The organism is Micrococcales bacterium (genome assembly GCA_009784895.1).
GTDB lineage: Bacteria > Actinomycetota > Actinomycetes > Actinomycetales > WQXJ01 > WQXJ01.
Window position 1 is genome coordinate 1 of sequence record WQXJ01000028.1, and the last position, 19,413, is coordinate 19,413.

14 protein-coding genes are annotated in these 19,413 nt (G+C 60.5%); 5 read left to right on the forward strand and 9 right to left on the reverse strand.

The features are described 5' to 3' along the window. Together FWD29_06270 and fucO are read right to left on the reverse strand one after the other, a co-directional pair. Entirely contained in the window at nucleotides 1-1,473 is a 1,473-nt protein-coding gene (locus FWD29_06270; GenBank protein ID MCL2803541.1) for an NAD-dependent succinate-semialdehyde dehydrogenase, read from the reverse strand. 40 nt (nucleotides 1,474-1,513) lie between these two features. Beyond that, nucleotides 1,514-2,665: a lactaldehyde reductase gene (gene fucO / locus FWD29_06275; protein MCL2803542.1), complete on the reverse strand. Its 1,152-nt coding sequence runs from the start codon at nucleotides 2,663-2,665 to the stop codon at nucleotides 1,514-1,516. 382 nt (nucleotides 2,666-3,047) lie between these two features. Between fucO and FWD29_06280 the strand changes: the two genes are divergently transcribed. Further along, nucleotides 3,048-4,697 (forward strand): putative DNA binding domain-containing protein, encoded by a 1,650-nt coding sequence (locus tag FWD29_06280; protein MCL2803543.1) that lies wholly within the window; start codon nucleotides 3,048-3,050, stop codon nucleotides 4,695-4,697. A gap of 210 nt (nucleotides 4,698-4,907) precedes the next feature. Here FWD29_06280 and xylB read toward each other — a convergent pair whose 3' ends face one another. Together xylB and xylA are read right to left on the reverse strand one after the other, a co-directional pair. Then, nucleotides 4,908-6,332: a xylulokinase gene (gene xylB, locus FWD29_06285; protein ID MCL2803544.1), complete on the reverse strand. Its 1,425-nt coding sequence runs from the start codon at nucleotides 6,330-6,332 to the stop codon at nucleotides 4,908-4,910. Nucleotides 6,333-6,338: 6 nt separating this feature from the next. Then, nucleotides 6,339-7,535, reverse strand: a complete 1,197-nt coding sequence (gene xylA, locus FWD29_06290; GenBank protein ID MCL2803545.1) for a xylose isomerase — start codon at nucleotides 7,533-7,535, stop codon at nucleotides 6,339-6,341. Nucleotides 7,536-7,657: 122 nt separating this feature from the next. On the opposite strand from xylA, the gene FWD29_06295 reads away from it, so the two are divergent. From FWD29_06295 to FWD29_06310, 4 genes are all read left to right on the forward strand, one after another. Beyond that, complete coding sequence (locus tag FWD29_06295; protein ID MCL2803546.1) at nucleotides 7,658-8,932, forward strand: ROK family protein; 1,275 nt, start codon at nucleotides 7,658-7,660, stop codon at nucleotides 8,930-8,932. Nucleotides 8,933-9,250: 318 nt separating this feature from the next. Continuing rightward, a complete protein-coding gene (locus tag FWD29_06300; GenBank protein MCL2803547.1) occupies nucleotides 9,251-10,354 on the forward strand; it encodes a sugar-binding protein in 1,104 nt (367 codons plus the stop codon). 63 nt (nucleotides 10,355-10,417) lie between these two features. Next, on the forward strand, nucleotides 10,418-11,977 hold the full coding sequence (locus FWD29_06305) for a sugar ABC transporter ATP-binding protein (GenBank protein ID MCL2803548.1): 1,560 nt from the start codon (nucleotides 10,418-10,420) through the stop codon (nucleotides 11,975-11,977). Further along, entirely contained in the window at nucleotides 11,974-13,200 is a 1,227-nt protein-coding gene (locus FWD29_06310) for a sugar ABC transporter permease (GenBank protein MCL2803549.1), read from the forward strand. Before FWD29_06305 ends, FWD29_06310 begins: the two co-directional genes overlap by 4 nt. A 28-nt stretch (nucleotides 13,201-13,228) precedes the next feature. Here the strand turns inward: FWD29_06310 and FWD29_06315 are convergent, their stop codons facing one another. From FWD29_06315 to FWD29_06335, 5 genes are all read right to left on the reverse strand, one after another. After that, a complete protein-coding gene (locus FWD29_06315) occupies nucleotides 13,229-14,176 on the reverse strand; it encodes a ribokinase (GenBank protein MCL2803550.1) in 948 nt (315 codons plus the stop codon). 130 nt (nucleotides 14,177-14,306) lie between these two features. Next, nucleotides 14,307-15,398, reverse strand: coding sequence for a hypothetical protein (locus FWD29_06320; GenBank protein ID MCL2803551.1), 1,092 nt, complete (start codon nucleotides 15,396-15,398; stop codon nucleotides 14,307-14,309). Continuing rightward, complete coding sequence (locus tag FWD29_06325; protein MCL2803552.1) at nucleotides 15,395-16,507, reverse strand: ABC transporter permease; 1,113 nt, start codon at nucleotides 16,505-16,507, stop codon at nucleotides 15,395-15,397. Before FWD29_06325 ends, FWD29_06320 begins: the two co-directional genes overlap by 4 nt. After that, nucleotides 16,500-18,032, reverse strand: coding sequence for a sugar ABC transporter ATP-binding protein (locus tag FWD29_06330; protein MCL2803553.1), 1,533 nt, complete (start codon nucleotides 18,030-18,032; stop codon nucleotides 16,500-16,502). The genes FWD29_06325 and FWD29_06330 overlap by 8 nt, the downstream gene beginning before the upstream one ends. Before the next feature lie 116 nt (nucleotides 18,033-18,148). Further along, nucleotides 18,149-19,201, reverse strand: a complete 1,053-nt coding sequence (locus FWD29_06335; GenBank protein ID MCL2803554.1) for an ABC transporter substrate-binding protein — start codon at nucleotides 19,199-19,201, stop codon at nucleotides 18,149-18,151. Nucleotides 19,202-19,413: the final 212 nt, after the last annotated feature.

The window sequence follows — 19,413 nt, forward strand, 5'->3', positions numbered from 1 at the left end:
CTAGGACCAGGGGTCTGGGGTCAGGGTGTACTTGGTTTCCAGGTATTCGCCGATGCCCTCAAACCCGCCTTCGCGTCCCAGGCCGGAGGCTTTCCAGCCACCGAAGGGCGCCGCGGCGTTTGAGACCACACCCATGTTCAGGCCCATCATGCCGGTCTCCAAGCGTTCGATCATGCGCTGGCCGCGGGCCAGATCTTTGGTGTAGACGTAGGAGACCAGCCCGTACTCGGTGGCATTGGCGGTCTGAACGGCCTCATCTTCACTGTCAAATGGCACAATCGCCAGAACCGGACCAAAGATCTCTTCCCGCAGAATGTCGCTACCGGTCGGTACGTCACTGAGAACGGTGGCTTCGAAAAAGGTACCGGGGCCGTCAATGGCACTACCCCCGGCGCATAGGACCGCGCCTCGGGCCACGGCCTCATCCGTCAGCTCCTTGGCTTTGGCCACCGCAGCGGTGTCGATCAGTGGGCCAATGGTGACGCCCTGGCCGGTTCCCCGGCCGGTTTTCATGGCCTTGACCCGTTCGGTTACCCGGGCCGTGAACTGCTCAAGAACGGCCCGTTGCACAATGAAGCGATTGGCCGCCGTGCAGGCTTGACCAATGTTGCGGAACTTGGCCGCCATGGCGCCTTCAACCGCCTGGTCCAGATCGGCATCGTCAAAAACCACAAACGGTGCGTTGCCGCCCAGCTCCATCGAGGTGCGCAGCACACCCCCGGCGGCCTGCTTCAGCAGGTGCACTCCAACTTCAGTTGAGCCGGTAAACGACAGCTTGCGCAAACGAGGATCAGCCAAGATCACCTCAGATACCCCGCCCGAGTTGGTCGTGGGGATGACATTGACCACACCCGGTGGCAGACCCACGTCCTGTAACAAGCGGGCGAAATACATCGTGGTCAGTGGGGTCAACCGGGCCGGTTTGACCACCACCGTGCAGCCGGCCGCCAGCGCCGGCGCGATCTTCCGCGTGGCCATGGCCAGCGGGAAGTTCCACGGCGTGATCAGATAGCACGGACCGACCGGATGCTTGGACACAATCATGCGCCCGGTACCTTCCGGGTTGGCTCCATACCGCCCGGTCACGCGGCTGGCCTCTTCGCTGAACCAACGCAGGAACTCCCCGCCATAGGTGACCTCACCTTGGGATTCGGCCAGGGGTTTGCCCATTTCGAGGGTCATCAGCAAGGCAAAATCGTCCCGGCGCTGCTGCAGCAGTTCAAACCCCGCGCGTAGCAGTTCGGCGCGCTGGCGGGCCGGCGTACCAGCCCAGGTTGGAAAGGCCCGGCAGGCCGCGTCTAGAGCCTTCTTGCCGTCATCGGCCGATGCCGAAGCGACAGTCTTCAGCCTGGCTCCGGTGGCCGGGTCGGTCACCTCGAAGGTCTGGCCGGCTTCAGCCGCGCGCCACTGGCCGTCAACGAATAGGTCGCCGGGTACCGCCTCAAGCAAAGAGCTTTCGCGATCTTGTGTCATTTCGGTTTCTCCCTGAGTCGGTCCGGGCTGACGGGTTCGGCTAGAGAACCGATCGGTAGATGGACTCAATATCGCCGGCCGTGACGGGGCGGGGGTTGCCTGGTGTGCAGACATCGCCCAGCGCCATGAGGGCCAGGGCCGGGATATCGGCCTCCTGGGCGCCGATTTGTCGCAACATGGTCGGGTTGCCCAGAGCCGCGATCATGTCTGCCACCGCCTTGACGGTGTCAGCACCAACCTCCGCCAACGGCCGCGTCAGGGCGCCGGCCACACCAAAAGCGGCGCCAATATCCCTGTACTTGTCGCCCGAGGCCGGGGCGTTGAAGGCCATCACCGGGGCCAGCAGCAATCCGTTGGCCACGCCGTGGGGTGCGTCGTAGTAGCCGCCCAGGGCGTGGGCCATTGAATGCACAATTCCCAAACCGACATTCGAATAACCCATGCCGGCGACGTACTGTGCCAGAGCCATGTCATCACTGGCTTTGGCATCGCCGTCTACCGCCAGCGGTAGCGCCTGGGCGATCAGCTGGATGGCCTTGAGGTGGAACATATCGGAAAGCTCCCAGGCACCCTTGGTGATGTAGCCCTCGATGGCGTGCGTTAGAGCGTCAAGCCCGGTCGCCACCCGCAGCGAGCGGGGCGCATCTGCCATCATCTCAGCGTCGACAATGGCCAGGACCGGGATGTCATGCGGGTCGACACAAACGAACTTGCGCTGCTTGGATTTGTCCGTTAGCACGTAGTTGATTGTGGTCTCTGAGGCGGTGCCAGCGGTGGTGGGCACCGCGATAATCGGCACCGATGGGTGTTTAGTGCCGGGCGTGCCTTCAAGAGACAAAACATCGGCGTATTCGGGGTTGTTGGCAATAATGCCTATCCCCTTGCAGGTGTCCAGCGGCGAGCCGCCGCCCACGGCGATCAGCACGTCAGCCTGGGCGGCCTCGAAGGCGGTCAGACCGGCTTTGACGTTCTCTATTGGGGGGTTTGGTGCAACGTCGGTGAACAACTCAAATGGGAAGCCGGCTCCGTCCAGCAGTTCGGTAACTTTTGCAGTTACCCCGGCCTCAACTAGACCCTGGTCGCTGACCACCAGCGCCTTAGTGAAGTGACGCTCAACCAACTGGCGCGGGATTTCGCCCACCGCACCGGCCCCGAAGAATGCCGTCTGGTTCCAGATCATTCGATTTGCCATGCTGCCCTCCAAACAGTCTCCCCGGCCCTTGGCTGGCCGGTCACATGCCCGCAACCAACCTAAGAGATGGACCGCCTGTTCACAAGGAATCTTCGGCTGGTTCGACCGACCGAGCAAGGTAGCCGGGAATCCGGTGTCCCACCGCGCTGCGGCGCAGACGCTTCTACCGAGCGGCCCTGTTGCTGTGGCCGCGATAGGGCCGACTGTTATGACATACTTGTCGCAACGGCAGCACCATACGAGAAGCGTGTCATAACTCACGGAGCCAGTTGCGCTCAAGTCAGCCTCGAACGCACCAGCCCACTAAGGGGCCGGGACGGGATCCGAGTTGCGGGCACTTCTCTTGGACCGCAGTTCAGGAGGGTAAATTTTGCCACACCCAATGTTCCACGAGTTGGGGCCACCAGGCATTCGCCTTTTCGCAAGCCAAGACGCCTTTGCCGAGCAGTTTCCCGGCGAGAACGACTTCATTGAGTTCAAGCAGGGTGTCAGTGCGAACAAAGTCGCAGATGCCGTGGTGGCGTTTTCGAACTCGGGTGGTGGTGTCATCTTCCTTGGGATAGACAACCGCGGGATCGCCGTTGGCACCGACATCAGAGGTGAGGCACTGGGCAGGGTTCACCGAATAATTGGAAACGTCCGGAATCCCGGTCGCTACGAACTTTACGAGGTCCAGGTGCTTGACCGGAATGTGCTCGCGGTGTCGGTGCGTCAAAGACAGAGCGGTTTTGCCCAAAACGCCGACGGTCGAGTTCTGGTGCGAAAAGGCCCCATGAACACGGCGCTATTTGGGGACGATTTGTCCCGGCTGATCATGAGCAGGTCTGCCCTGCGCTACGAATTGACGCCGCTCCCCAAGACCCGCTTTTCGGAGGCAGATCCCGCCCTGGTCGAAGCTGTGTGTGACGCCATGGGATGGGACCGCTCAACCGCGGCCTCGCGATTCGTCGAGGCTGGCCTGGTAGATGCCGGCCAAAACGGACCGATGACCGTCGCCGGAGTCCTATTCCTAACTCGGCGACCATCCAGTCACCTGGGCAAGGCCCACGTTGAAGTCTTCAGGTACCGGGCGGGCTCTCAGGCCTATGACCAAAGAGTCGAAATGGCCGGTCCGGTCAACGAGCAGATCGAAATGGCTGCCAGGACGGTTCTGAACGATCTTGGATCTGATGTCGTGGTCAGGGGTTTGCACCGGTACGAGCTTCCGCGGATTCCCGAACAGGTCCTGCGTGAAGCTCTGGCCAATGCGGTCGCTCACCGCGCCTACGACATTGACCGTCAGGCGGTCAAGGTCGAGATCCATCCTGATTATGTCAGTATCCGTTCTCCGGGTGGACTACCCGAGCCGGTCACAATCGCCAACATGAGGCACCAGAACTCCCCGCGCAACGTTGCCGTCATTCGACTTCTGCGAGCCTTTGGGCTGGCAGAAGACGCTGGTCTCGGTATTGACGTCATGGAAGACACGATGGACCAGGCATTATTGGAGCGTCCCATATTCGATGCCGATGCCAGTCACGTCAGCGTCAGGCTCGGACTTGGGAGCACTGTCACCCCTGAGGAGCGAGCCTGGGTCAGCGCGTTGCAGGCAGCAGGGTCAATCCAGGCGCCAGACCGCCTTCTCCTGGTCCATGCCGCCCGCGGAGAGGCGCTGACCAACTCAAAAGCGCGGAAGCTACTCGATGTCGACAGTACCCACGCTCGTGCTTCACTGCAGAGGCTGCGAGCCGCCGGGCTTCTGATACAACACGGCCACAAGGGCGGGGCAACGTACTTCCTCGACCGATCAATCGGCGCACACATGGCTCACCCCCTCAGCCCCGACGAAATCGCGGACCATGTCTTGACGATGGTAAGTCAACGCGGGCGCATTACAAACGAGACCGTCCGGGGGCAGATTGGAGTTGATCGAACCGAAGCCGGTGGAATTCTGTCTCGGCTTGTCAATGCGGGCAAACTCAGTCGCCATGGGCAACGCCGCGGGACCTACTACACGCTTCCGGACAATCGGCAAAAGCTTCCGGGGTTTTGACATACTTGCGCGATTTGTTTTCTCCACTGAGAACCGCCGCACAACTCTGGCCCTAGGGCCCTGAATCTGACGCTCGGGCAGGTCAACGGGCCCAAAACCACAATCCGCAGCGTGCCGCATTCGACAAGCTGCTGTGCCAGACTTCTGTTGCCCGCCGGCCTGCCAGCGAAGTTTGGCATAACTTGGGTAACGCCTATGGCAGGCAGGCGCCTAGGGCCGGTCGAGGACTAAGTCGCGCGCTTGGGCGTAGGTCTGACGCACCGTTGGTGCAGGCGTCGCCTCAAAGACCTCAGTACCTTGCCGCGGCCAGGCCGGCAGCTCGCCCAGGGCCAGCCAGGCGGCCTGCCGAGCTGCGCCATCGGCCACATACTCGCCTTCTGGCGGTACGGTGACTGGCTGGCCAAACACAGTTGGCGCCACCTGGCGGACCGCCTGTGATTTGGCACCGCCGCCAATCAAAAAGAGCCGCTCGGCCTTGGCACCCTGGGCGATCAAAGCGTCGAGGCCGTCTGCCAGCAAGCAGCACAGACCCTCGACGGCCGCCCGGGCCAGATTGGGTGGTGTGAAGTTGGTCAATGTCAGGCCGTGCAGGGCCGCCGTGGCGTTTGGCTTGTTCGGCGTGCGTTCGCCCTCGAAATATGGCACCAGCCTCAGCCCACCAGCGCCCGGCTCGGCCTGCAGGGCCAGCGTTGAGAGCTGCTCGTGGCCAAGACCAAGCATGGTTCCGGCTGCCTCAAGGATCCGGGCGCCGTTCAAAGTGCAGGCCAGCGGCAGGAACAGCCCAGTTGCATCGGCGAAACCGGTCACCATACCGGATGGATCAGCCGTTGGCGTCTCGGAGATGGCGCTGACCACTCCGGAGGTGCCCACTGAGACTGCCACATCGCCGCTGCCAAGACCTAACCCCAAGGCGGCGGCGGCATTGTCGCCAGCCCCTGGGCCAATCAGCGCCCCACCAGGTGTTGTGGCCGCCACCTCATTGGGAGCGACCACCCGTGGCAGGACCGGCACATGGCCTAAGGCCATGGCCAACAAATCAGTCCGGTATTCGCCTGTGTGCGGCGACCAATAGCCGGTGCCGGAGACATCTGACCGGTCGGTCACAAGCTGGTCAATGGCACCGTCGCCGCCTTGAGATTGCGGTCCATGACCGGCTAAACGCCAGGTCAAGTAGTCGTGCGGCAGGCAAACAGCGGCCACGCGGGCGGCCTTGTCCGGCTCAAAGTCGCGCAGCCAGCGCAGTTTGGTGATGGTCAACGAGGCCACTAGGACCGAGCCAACAGCTTCAGCCCAGGCGGCCGGCCCACCTAGCTCGCCGATTAGATCGGCGGCCGCTGCGGCCGAGCGCGTGTCGTTCCAGAGCAAGGCGGGCCTGATGACCTCGCCGGTCGAATCCAGCACCACCATGCCGTGTTGTTGGCCGCCCACGGCCAAAGCCGCGACATCATCCAGGCCGCCAGCCTCGCCTGTGGCCTGCTCCAAGGCCTCAACCCAGGCATCAGGGTGAACCTCGGTGCCATCGGGATGGTTGGCACGCCCGCTGCGGACCAGCTCACCGGAAGCGGCCTCACGCACAATCACCTTGCAGGATTGGGTTGATGTATCGATCCCGGCTACAAGCACAGCATCAACCATGGCAGATCAGCGCGCTCCCATCAGGTGTTCGGTCGCTAGTTGGTTCAGGCGGACAAAACCGTAGCCGCGCTGGCCTTGGACATCGGCCTGGAAATCTTCGTAGGCCGATCTGTCAGCCAATAGCTGGGCGATGGTCTCGCCGGCGGCCCGGGTGGGCTGGCCTAACTCCATTACGCCTGACTCTTCCAGCGCTGCTTGCACCTCCGGGTCGGCTCTGAAGGCCGCTGCCCGCTGCTTCAGCAGCAGGTACATCGCCATATTGGCCTCGGCGGCTTGCCAAACGCCGGCCGGGTCCTCGGTTCTAGACGGCTTGAAGTCGAAGTGCCGGGCGCCGGTGTAGCGCGGGCCGCCGCCGGGGAAACCGTTTTCCAACAGGTCGACTGTGGCAAAGGCGCTGAGCAGGTCGCCGTGGCCAAAGGCCAGGTCCTGGTCGTATTTGATCGACTTTTGGCCGTTGAGGTCAATGTGGAAGAGCTTGCCAGCCCACAGCGCCTGGGCAATGCCGGCGGTGTAGTTCAGTCCGGCCATCTGCTCGTGGCCAACTTCAGGGTTGACGCCAACGATGTCGCGGTGCTCGAGCTTCTCGATGAAGGCCAAGGCGTGGCCAATCGTGGGCAGCAAAATGTCCCCACGAGGTTCGTTTGGTTTGGGCTCCAGGGCGATGCGCAGATCATAACCCTGGTCTTTGATGTACTCCGCCACCGTGTCGATGCCCTCGGCGTAGCGGTCCATGGCCGCCATGTAGTCCTTGGCAACGTCATATTCGGCGCCTTCTCGCCCGCCCCACATCACAAAAATGGTGGCGCCGAGCGAGGCCGCCAGGTCGATGTTGCGCAGCAGCTTGCGCAGGGTGAAACGTCTAACTTGCCGATCGTTCGAGGTCAGGGCGCCGTCCTTGAAGACCGGATGGGAACAGGTGTTGGTGGTGACCATTTCGACCACCAACCCGGTTGAGGCCAGGGCTTGGCGGAACCGGTCCAGGATCGAGGCGCGTTCGGCTTCTGAGCAGCCAAAGGGGATGAGGTCGTTGTCGTGGAAGGTGATGCCCCAGGCGCCAATTGCCTTCAGCCGCTCAACCGCCTCGACCGGGTCGAGCGGTGGCCTGCTGGCTGTGCCGAATTGGTCCTGACCCGACCAGCCGATGGTCCACAACCCGAAAGAAAAGTGGTCAGCTGGAGTGGGTTTTGGTGCGGTTGACGCCATTTGTCTCACCTCTGGGCTTGATTAGTTGTGCCCCCAAACATATCCTTTGATAGGCTCGCTGGCAAGGGTCCGTGACAGGGCCTATTGGCGTCCGATGCCGGAATCAAAGCTGAGGAGGTGCCGTGGCCAGAACTTCTGGCAGGTGGAGTGGTCCAGATGGTCTGGAACGTCCGGTAGTGCAGAGTTCCCTGCGCCGGCACAACCTTTCCGTAGTGCTTCACCAGATTGCCTTAGGCACCACGCGACGCGAACCGGTCTCCCGGGCGGATATCGCCGCTACCACAGGGATCACCAAAGCCACCGTCTCGGCCCTGGTCGACAGGCTTATCACAGGCCAGTTGGTCGAAGAGTTGCCGCCAGCCAGCCCGGCCGGGGCCGGCCGTCCGGCCAAGCCGATCATGCTGGCTCGCGGCCGAGTGGCAGCCCTAGGCCTTGAAGTCAACGCCGATTTCGTTGGGGCCCGGGTGGTTGACCTGACCGGAGCGGTCTTAGCCGAGTCGATCTTCCAGTTCGACCTGCGTCATTCTGATCCTGGCCTGGGCTTGAGCCGCCTGGCGCAGCGCGCCTCCGATGTCCTTGAGCAGCTCCCAGCCCAGGTTTCCCTGGCCGGCGCCGGCCTGGCCCTGCCAGGCCTAATCGATCCGGTCTCCGGCCGGCTGATCTTTGCGCCCAACCTCGGCTGGAGCCAGGTAGATGCCCGAGAATCCCTGCTAGCGGCGGCCGAATCAGCCCAATTGACGCAGAACGACCAATTAGTCAAGGCATTGGCCTATCCCCGAATCCACAACGAGGCCGTGCTGGCCGCCAAAGCCCACGCCACCACCGAGACTGACCCGGCGGCGTCCTTTCTCTATATCTCCGGCGACATTGGCATTGGTGCGGCTGTCTTTATGGAAGGCCGACCCTTTGGCGGTCTGCATGGCTGGGCCGGCGAAATTGGTCACAATTGCATCGAACCGGACGGCCAGAGGTGTTCCTGTGGCGCCACCGGCTGTCTTGAGACTGTGGCCGGCAAAGCCGCCTTGCTGCGCGCCTGTGGCTTGGAAGAGCCCGGTGGTATGGACCGACTGGAGGATCTGCTGGCGGCCGATGACGCCCGCAGCCCCGCTCACCAGGCTGTTGACCGGGCAGGTCACGCCCTGGGCCAGGCCGTGGCCGATGCCATTAACTTGGTCGACCTGAACCGAGTGGTTTTGGGCGGCACTATGGCCCGCCTGGCTGACCACCTGGTGCCGATCATTTACGAAACCGTCAACCTCAGGGCCATGCCAGCCCGCTGGGGCGATCCAATCACTGTGGCCGCCTCGCCCTACCGCTCCTACCCGGCCATGAGTGGGGCGGCCATGGCCGTGCTGGACGGCGTCATTGCCGATCCAGCAGCCTTACTCGACGCCTAGTCTCTCCCGCCCCTGGCCGGCATCGGGCCAGCCCCAAGTCACTTCCAGCCGTCGCCAAAGCCGCTCGTGGCCAGCCCAAGGCAGCCGCGCCGCCGTCTGGTTGCCCGGCGTGACCTAATTGTGACCTGCGCCTGACCAGCAGTCATACCGCGAAAACGGGCCCAGGCGGACTGGTTTGTGGTGAAAGCCTTGTCTAACCGGGCAAAGCGTGCTGTAATAGTTCAAGGCCCAAACTAATGCCAGTTTGTCAAAGCGACCGGCGGCGGCCAGGGCTGTGTAACCCCACATTGACGTCTAGTACGAAGAGGTAGCAACGCAATGTCACTGAAGAAAATCACGGCGGTCACGGCCGGCCTGACTCTTGCCATGGCCGCGCTCGTGGCATGCGGCAACAGCGACGACACAGGTGGCGGCGGCGGAGGCGGCGAGGCTCTGATCGGTATTACCATGCCTGACCGCGCTCTTGAGCGCTGGAACCGAGACGGATCCAAGCTGCAAGAAGAACTTGAAGCAATGGGCTACAAGACCGACCTGCAATATGCCGAAAACAGCCCAGAGACGCAGGTCAGCCAACTTGAGAACCAGATCAACGCCGGCGCCAAGGTACTTGTCGTGGCCTCGATCGACTCCGAGGCGCTAGGCCCAATCCTGGCAACGGCGGCTGATAAGGGCATTACGATCATCGCCTACGACCGCCTGCTGATGAAGACCCCCAACGTTGACTACTACGCCACCTTCGACAACGCCGGCGTTGGCCAACTCCAGGGCGAGTTCCTCCGTGACGCATTAGATCTCGACAACAGAACAGATCCAGTCAACTTTGAGTCCTTCGCCGGTTCAGATGATGACAACAACGCTGGTCTGTTCTTCGGTGGCGCCTGGGATGTGCTGCAGCCGTACTTTGACGAAGGCAAGCTCGTCTGCCAGTCCGGCAAGTGCCCCGCCACCAAGGACAAGTGGATGGATGTCTCGATCCACGGTTGGGTCTCTGCCGATGCCCAAACCGAAATGCAGACCCGTCTGAACTCTTTCTACACCGACAAGAAGGTTGAGGCGATTCTGTCGCCTAACGACTCCCTGGCCTTCGGTATTGCCGCCGCCCTAGATGGCGCCGGCTATCAGCCCGGCGTCGACTGGCCACTGCTAACCGGCCAGGACGGCGACGAGGCCAATGTCAAAAACATCATCGCCGGCAAACAGTCGATGACAGTGTTCAAAGACACCCGCCTGCTGGCCACAGCCGTGGCCAAGATGGTCGACCAGATCGTCAAGGGTGATAGCGTCGAAACCAACACCACCTACAACAACGACGTTCAAGAAGTGCCGACTATGCAGCTTGATCCGCAGGTCGTCACCGAGGACACTGTGCAGGCAATCATGGTCGATTCCGGCTTCTTCACCCCTGAGCAACTCGGCCTCTAGTCCGCTATCCAACGGTGGGGCCCCTAAGGGGGCCCCACCTCCGCTCGCACCAAGGCCCAATCGATGACCCAGCCACAGACCGGCACCATTCTCGAGATGCGGGACATCTCGATCGAGTTTCCCGGTGTCAAGGCGCTGAGCGATGTCAACTTCACGGTTTCCCACGGTGAGATCCATGCCATTTGCGGAGAAAACGGCGCTGGCAAATCGACCTTGATGAAGATCCTTTCCGGCGTCTACCCACACGGGTCGTTTGCCGGCGAGGTCATTTACGAAGGCCTGACCTGCCAATTCCGGTCGATCAGGGACTCAGAAAAACGAGGCATCGCCATCATCCACCAGGAGTTGGCGCTCAACCCCTTCCTACCCATCGCCGAGAACATCTTCGTTGGCAACGAGCAAGCCAAACACGGCATCATTGACTGGCGCAAAACCGAACAGCGAGCCATCGAATTGATGCAACGGGTTGGCCTGGCAGATCATCCACAAACCTTGGTGGCGGATATCGGTGTGGGAAAACAGCAATTAGTCGAGATCTGCAAGGCGCTGGCCAGGGACTGCAGGCTCCTGATCCTTGATGAACCGACCGCCGCGCTGAACGCCGATGACTCGGCCCACCTGCTTGAGCTGATCCGTGATCTCAGAGACAACCACAGCGTCACCTCGATCATCATCACCCACAAGCTCAACGAGATCCTGGCGGTGGCGGACAAGGTCACAGTGCTCAGGGACGGCCTGTCCGTGGCTGACGCCGCCATTGCCCTAGACCAGACCACCGAGGAGTGGCTGATCAAGCATATGGTTGGCCGTCCCATGGAGAACCGCTTCCCAGAGCACAAACCCAATCAACCTGGAGTGGAGATCCTGCGGCTGGAGAACTGGACAGTCCACCATCCGCTTGACCCTGAGCGCAGAATCACTGACTCGGTTGACCTGGCGGTTCACGCCGGTGAAATAGTTGGCCTGGCCGGTTTGATGGGCGCCGGCCGGACCGAACTGGTTATGTCGATGTTTGGCCACACCTACGGCGTCGACATTTCCGGGCAGGCCTATATGTACGGCCAGAAAGTCTCAACCAGGACGGTTTCACAGGCTGTCCAACACGCCATCGCCTACTGTTCCGAAGACCGCAAGCGCTACGGTCTGAACACCATCCAGTCTGTTTGCGAAAACATCACTTCAGCTGGGTTAGGCAAGATATCTCGACGGGGCATAATCGAGCCAAGGGCGGAAGCCGGTGTGGCTGAGAAATACCGCCGGGAGTTGCGCATCAAGACGCCGTCGATCCACGTGCCGGCCTCCAAACTGTCCGGGGGCAACCAGCAGAAGGTTGTTTTGGCCAAGTGGATCTACACCGACCCGGCCGTCCTGATCCTGGACGAACCAACTAGAGGTGTCGACGTTGGCGCCAAATACGAGATCTACACCATCATCAATCAGCTGGCCGACCAAGGCAAAGCCATCCTCGTCATCTCCTCAGAACTGACCGAACTGTTGGGCATATGCGACCGCATCTACACCCTGAGCGAGGGCCGCATTACCGGCAATGTGCCCAGGGCCCAGGCTGACCAGGAGTCTCTTATGACACTCATGACAAAAGAAAAGGTAGCGACAGTCCAGTGAGCACCGTGGCCGACTACTTCAAAGGCAACCTACGCCAGTACGGCATTCTGGGTGCTCTCATCATCATTTTCGTTTTCTTCTCCATAGTCTCCGGCGGGCGGCTCCTGAACCCTGACAACATCGCCGCCCTGTCGCAGCAGGTGGCATACGTCGCAGTCTTGGCCATTGGCATGGTTTCGGTCATTATCGCCGGTCACATCGACCTTTCGGTTGGTTCGGTGGCAGCCTTTATCGGGGCCGTTATGGGCAAGGTCATGCATGGTTTCAACTGGCCTTGGCCGCTGGCGGTGGCCACCGGAATTGCCGTTGGCGTCGCGGTGGGGGCCTGGCACGGTCTGTGGGTGGCGATCGCCCGGATACCGGCCTTCATTGTGACCTTGTCTTCGATGCTGCTGTTCCGCGGCCTGGCCACTGTCGCCCTGGGTTCGATGACCCTAGGTGGCTTCTCCCAGGGCTTCATCAACATCTCCGGCGCCGGCCTGCCCAAGGCCTTCGGCACAGTCCCAATTGGGGCCAGCTTTCTGCCCGCGGCCTGGCACGGCCAAGCCGATGTCTTCACCATGGGCATTGGCGCACTGGCCATCGCCGGCCTGATCGTCATGACCATCAGGTCAAGGGCGGCCGAGCGAAAACACGGCCTGACCCCAGCTCCTCTCACCATTACGGTGCTCCGCCTGGTCCTGCTGTCTCTGGTAATCGCCTTCTTTGCCTTCCTGCTCTCCTTAGCCCGGATTGGGACACCAATCGTTCTGATCATCGTGGCCGTGCTGATCGTGGTCTATGCCTTTGTCCAAAACCGGACGGTCTACGGTCGCAACGTCTACGCCATCGGCGGTAACCTCAACGCTGCCATCCTCTCCGGTGTCAACACGCGGCGGGTCAACTTCGCCATCTTCATCAACATGGGCTTCCTCTGCGCCATCTGCGCCATAATCGTGACCTCACGGATGGGCGCTGCTACGCCAACCCTGGGCCTGGGTTACGAGCTCGAGGCCATTGCTGCCTGCTTTATTGGTGGAGCGGCTGTCACCGGCGGTGTTGGCAAAGTCGCCGGCGCCCTGACCGGCGCGCTGATCATGGGCCTGCTGACAATGGGGTTGTCCATCCTGGGCGTCAACGTCTCCTGGCAATCGGTCATCAAGGGCCTGGTCTTGCTGGCCGCTGTGGTGGTTGACCTGTCCTCAAAGCGCCGGGCGGTGCTCTCAGCAGTGGGCCAACGTTAGGGCCCAATAGCCGCCAGTGGCTTCTGGGTCAGGTGGCCAAGAACCGATCGAGTTGTTTGAGCGTTGGGTAAGACGGCTGGGCGCCGCGTCCGATGGCGGCATAAGCCCCAGCTGCAGCCGCTGTTTGGGCTGCCGCCTCAATTGACTGACCGGCCGCTAGGCCCACGGCCAAAGCACCGGAAAAAGCATCGCCACAACCGGTTGTGTCGACTACCGGCACCTCATGGGTAGCAATCCCAACGGCCTCTTGACCCGGCCTAATGACCAGGGCGCCGCTGGCCCCCAAAGTCACGACAGCGGCTTTGACCCCCAGTTGCCCCAACACTTGGGAGACCACAGATGACGCCACCTGGTCCGGACCAGCCGCCGGCCCAAAACCCAACCCTGTGGCCTGCGCTAGCTCGTGGACGTTGAGCACTAAGACGTCAGTGTTGGCCAGCAATTCTGCCGGCAGGGTCGCCCAAGGTGACGGATTAAGCATGACCATGGCACCACCACGTTTGGCTTGGGCGGCGGCCGCAACCACGGTTTCCATCGGAATCTCCAGAGCCAGGCAGACTACCTCGGCCGTTTGGAGCAGTTCAGTTGGTAGATCAACCGGTCTAAGGCGGGCGTTGGCTCCGGCCAAAACCACAATGGTGTTCTCGGCTTGTTCATCAACGGTGATCAGAGCCATGCCTGAAGCGCAACCGGCCACTGTCTTGACTCCGCTGGTGTCGACGCCGCGGGCAGCTGCTTCTTTCAGCAGGAAGGACCCCCACGAGTCATCCCCAACGGCGCCAACCAGGCAGACGTTGGCGCCAAGCAGCGCTGCGGCCGCAGCTTGGTTGGCCGATTTGCCTCCTGGGTGAATGGCCAATTCGGTTCCGGCTACGGTTTGGCCCGGGCCGGGCAGAAATGCAGTCTTCGCCGTCAGGTCGATGTTCATCGACCCAACCACCACCACTAACCCGGCTGACTGGTCAAGTTGTCTCATGGCAAACCCCAAACGCTTTGGACCGCAGACTACCGGACAGGGCGCCTGGATGGGTCGCAGGGGCACCTTAGGAACCACCGAAGGCTAGCCGGCAGGGCCAGCCCCAGCCACCGTTTTGGCGGCGTTGGGGCTAGCCGCGTTTTCGGCGCCCAGAGGTCAGGACGGATTGCATGGCAATGAAGAAGGCCATCATTGCCGCGGTCGAGATTGGCCCCCAACCGGACGACAGGGTGCCAACGGAGGTGATGATCTTCAAAATCGTCAACTGGATCAACGTGCCGGCCAGTGAACCGAGGATGTTGCCGACACCACCGGTTAGCAGAGCGCCCCCAATCACAGCCGCCGCAATGGCGTTCATCTCGAAGGCGACGGCCTTTTCCAGAGCGCCTCCCGGCAGCGACAGGCAGAACAAGAACGCACCGAAGGCTGTCAGCAACCCTTGGATGACGTAGACCTTCAACTTGATCAGCTTGGGATTCAAGCCCATCAGCATTGATGACTGTTCCGAGCCGCCCACCGCGTAGACACTGCGGCCAAATGGCGTCCATGTCATAACCGCATACAGCACCATTACAGCCAAAAGTGCCAGCACCGCATACAAGTAAATGTACGGTGCGTGGTATGTTCCACCGCCATCGGTGTACCCACCGAAGGGCAAGGTGTATTTCACAGCGGCAATGTCGAGGAACTTAGGATTGGTTATCTCGATGTTCTTTTCCGAGATCATGGCAGTCAGCCCGCGGGCAAAGAACATCCCAATCAGAGTCACAATGAACGGCTGGATGTTGAAATATGCCACCAGCACGCCCTGAACCAGCCCAAAAAACAGCCCGGTGACCAAAACCACCACGATCATGACATAGACGTTTACGTTGGGGCCGTCCGCCTGCAAGAAGTAGGCAAACATCATGCAATACATGGCGACCTGGCCGCCCACCGAAATGTCGATCCCGCCTGAGATCAACACCATGGTCATGCCCGCTGCAATCACAACCAGATGCGGCCAGGAATGAAGCATGGAAAAAATGGAGTTCAAGCTGCCGAAGTTCTGATCACGGAATACGAACGCCGCGACGGTATAGATCAGCACAAGCATCGCAAAGGTGATCAGCACCAGGAAGTTGTTGCCGTAGAACTTGCCCAGCACCCCTCTAAACAGAGCTTCACCAGCTCTGTCCTGGCGCACCAGCTCCGTGCTCAAGTCCTGCTTAGCCCTTTTCATCCTGACCTCACCTGCTTGGCCTGGTTGGGCGCCAAGGCGCGGATGCGGGCTAGACCCCGACTGACCATCGGTCGCAACTCTGGGGACTGAATGATCACAATCATCACGACCACAAGAGCCTGGTAGAACGGCATCTGTTCCGCTCTAACACCCGCGGTCAGCAAGCCTGTCTTGAGGGTTTGAATGGTAACCGCACCGACCACCGAACCGGCCAGAGAAAACCTGCCACCGGCCAGGGAGTTGCCGCCCAGAGCGACTGCCAGGATCGCATCGAGCTCGATCATCCTGGCACCCCATTGTGAGTCGATACTCGAAATCTTGGAGGTCATGATGATGCCGGCAATCCCGGCGCAGGCGCCGCAGAAAACAAAGGCCATGAAGACAATGCGGTTTGATTTGATGCCCACTATCCGCGAAGCCTTGGCGTTGATACCGACCGACTGAATGTCTGTGCCCAGGGCGGTGAAGCGCAATACCAACGCCGTCACTATGACCACTGCTGCCGCGATGAACAGCTGGGTTGGCAACGGGACAATGGCCTTACCTTCACCGTCGGTGATGTAGTTGCCGAACCAACGGAAACTGGCCGGTTCCACTCTCAAAATGGTGCCACCGGTGACCACCTTGGCCGCCGCCCGGGCGCCAATGAACAGAATCAATGTGGCGACCATTGGCTGGACCTTCAGCTTGGCCACTAAGAAGCCATTCCAGGCTCCGCAAAGCGCGCCCACCAGTACAAAGGCGAGCAGGGCGAGTACCAGGGGAACCGCGTATTCCTCGACTTTGAAATTGACGATGTTGCTGCCACCGAGAACCTTGATGCCAACGGCTCCGGCTAGAACCATGACTGAGCCAACTGAGATGTCGGCCCCAGCTGAACATGACGCCACCACCGTCATGCCCATCGCCAGAATCACTAGCTCCGGGGCGTAGTACAGAATCTGCATCAATGGACCTGTCAGCGTCCCGGCGGGAGACATCTCAATTGAGAAGAAGTTCTCATGAGAGACAATCGCGAAAATCACAACATTGAAAATCAGCACCAAGCCCAGGCAGACCAGGGCGAAGAACAGCCGGCTTTTGACTACCCGCCTCAGGACGTCAGGCACTTGCCTCGACCTCCTCGGCATCGTCGCCGGCGATCCTCGACATAATCGACCCAGTTGTCATCTCCGCGCCGGCCAACTCGCCGACCTTCTGCAGGTCCCTCATGATCCCCACCCGATCGCAAGTCCGCAGCATCTCATCAATCTCGGAGGAAATGAACAGCACCGCCATCCCGCCATCAGCCAACTCGATACACAGCTTCTGGATTTCTGTCTTGGTGCCAACATCAATCCCGCGGGTGGGTTCGTCCAAGATCAGCAGATCGGGGTTGGTCGCCAACCATCTGGCCACAATCACCTTCTGTTGGTTTCCACCCGACAGCTGCTTCACTGGGGTATCAAGGCTTGGCACCTTGATCTGCAGCAGGTCGACGTATTTCCGGGCGATTTTGTCTTGTTCAGGGCGCGGAATCAGGTGGAAAGTGCCGCGCTTGGTTTGCTCGGCCAAGATGATGTTCTCGCGCACCGACAGTTCAAGGATGCTGCCCTCCTCTTTGCGGTCTTCGGGGCAAAAAGCCATGCCTGCTCGCATCGAATAGAGCGGATTGTGCCGCGCCTTGATCCCCTTTACCTCCAGTGTGCCGGTGTCCGGCACATCGGCGCCAAAGACTACTTTGGCCACTTCGGTTCGACCGCTGCCCAGCAGCCCAGCCAGACCGACAACTTCGCCGGCAAAGACATCCAAATCAAAGGGCTTTACACCCTGGTTTACGCCCAGCTGTTTCGCCGAGACTTGCGGCACTCCTTCAGTTGCAGCCTTGTCGATGACCTTGCGCTCAATCGCCGCCAGATCGTCGAAAGCTCGGCCCAGCATGGCCCCGACAAGTTCCCGGCGCGGCAAATTGGCCACGGCATACTGCCCAACCAGGGCGCCATTGCGTAGCACCGTGATCTGGTCACAAACCTCGTACACCTGGTCCAAGAAGTGAGTGATGAAGATGACGCCCATGCCGTCATCGCGCAGCTTCCGGATCAACTCGAACAACTGGGCAACTTCGTTTTCGTTGAGGGAGGAAGTTGGTTCGTCCAGAATCAAGACTTTGGCTGAAATGTCAATGGCCCGGCCTATGGCTATCATCTGCTGCATGGCAATGGAATAGCCTGAAAGTGGCTTTTCCACATTAATGTCCAAACCAATGTTGCGCAGAACGCCCCGCGCCCGGCGGTTCATTTCCCGCCAGTTGATCATGCCCAAGCGACGAGGCTGCCGGCCCAGAAATAGGTTTTCAGCCACACTCAGATTGCCAAGCAGGTTGACCTCTTGATAAACAGTCGAGATTCCGCGCGACTGAGCCTCTTGTGGTGAACGATTCACGACCGGTTTGTCGGAATCATTCAAATAGATCTCGCCTGACCCGAATTCCTCTGCCCCGGTCAGTACTTTGACCAAGGTAGATTTGCCCGCACCGTTTTCGCCCATCAGCGCATGGATCTCGCCGGGCCGCAGCGTAAAATCCACTTTGTCCAAAGCCAGGACGCCGGGGAAGGCTTTGGTAATGCCGCGCATTCTCACCAGCGAGTCTGCCATCAATGGTCCCTTCCGTCTGCCACGCCAGAAACGGGCGCGAAGATGGCGAGGAACTCTTCGCGCCCGTCCTATTTGCTGCCATTCATGCTAGACGATGGCAGCGATTGGCGGTGGGCCTATGAGCCGAAAGCGAGTGGTAGCTTCTCTTCGACATTGGTAATGTCGATTACGCCTTCGACCGAGAACTGCGGCGACTCGATCTTCTCACCCTTTGATGCCCTTAGAATCAACTGGCCAACCTGCTCGCCCAGCAACGGGTTGCATTCAGCAATGGCGTCGATGATGCCGTCCGCGACCATTTGAACGGCCGAGAGGTTGCCATCGAAGGAGACGATGATGTAGTCCTTCGGATCCAGACCTTTGGCCTCCAGTGCGTCAATCGCGCCGTAGATCATGTCGTCATTCTCGCCCCACACGACGGTGAAGTCATCGGCCTTGACACTGTTGAGGATGGCTGCCATGGCGGCTTGGCCTTTGTCTCGGGCGAACTCGCCGGTTTGCTGCGCCACGATGGTCCAGCTGTTCTTTTCAACGCCGGCCTCCAGACCTTCGGTCCGTCCAACCTGCGCATCCGAGCCCATTTGACCTTGTAGGTGGATGATCTTGATGTCGTCGTTGGTCAGGTTGTTCTCAGCGATGTGGCCCTCGAGCCAGGCCACAGCCCTGTCGCCCTCGCCCCGCATGTCAGAGCCAAAGAAGAATTCGTAGTACTGGTCCAGCCCTTGTAGGCGGCGGTCGGAGTTGATCACCGGGATGCCGGCTTCTTGGACTTCTTTCAGTACTGGCTCCCAGCCATCGTTGCTTAGGGGCTGGATCACGATGACCTCTACGCCTTGGCTGATGAAGTCACGAACCTGGGCTTTCTGGGTTGCGTCGTCGCCGTTGGCGTCGCCGAACTTCAGTTCAAAGCCGTTCTCGGGCACAAAATAGTCCTTGAAGCTCTGGCTGTTGGCGGTGCGCCATCCGGACTCCGAACCGGTTTGGGCAAAGCCAACAACGATAATGCCGTCACCGTTCTTGTCCCAGGCGCCCATGGCCGAGTCACTTCCGCCATCACCTGTAGTCGTTCCGTTTGAGCCACCGCTGTCGCCACCACAGGCAGCCAAACCCAAGGCCAGTGTGGTACCAACCGCTGCGGCCATGATCTTGGTGAGTCTTGTAGTTTTCACGTGTTCTCCTCATTAGAGACTTGGGGTCGACTTCTATTGGCCGGTGACCTACACAACGTTGTGGCCTACGACCTACGCAGCGCAAACACCCTGACCAGCTGGGTGCCAATTCTGCGTATGAGACATTGTTAGCGCTCACATCAGGCTGCGTCAAGCCCCTCCCTGGAACGTTACCAGATTGTTATAAGTGCTGGTGAGGCTGACCCGGTGAA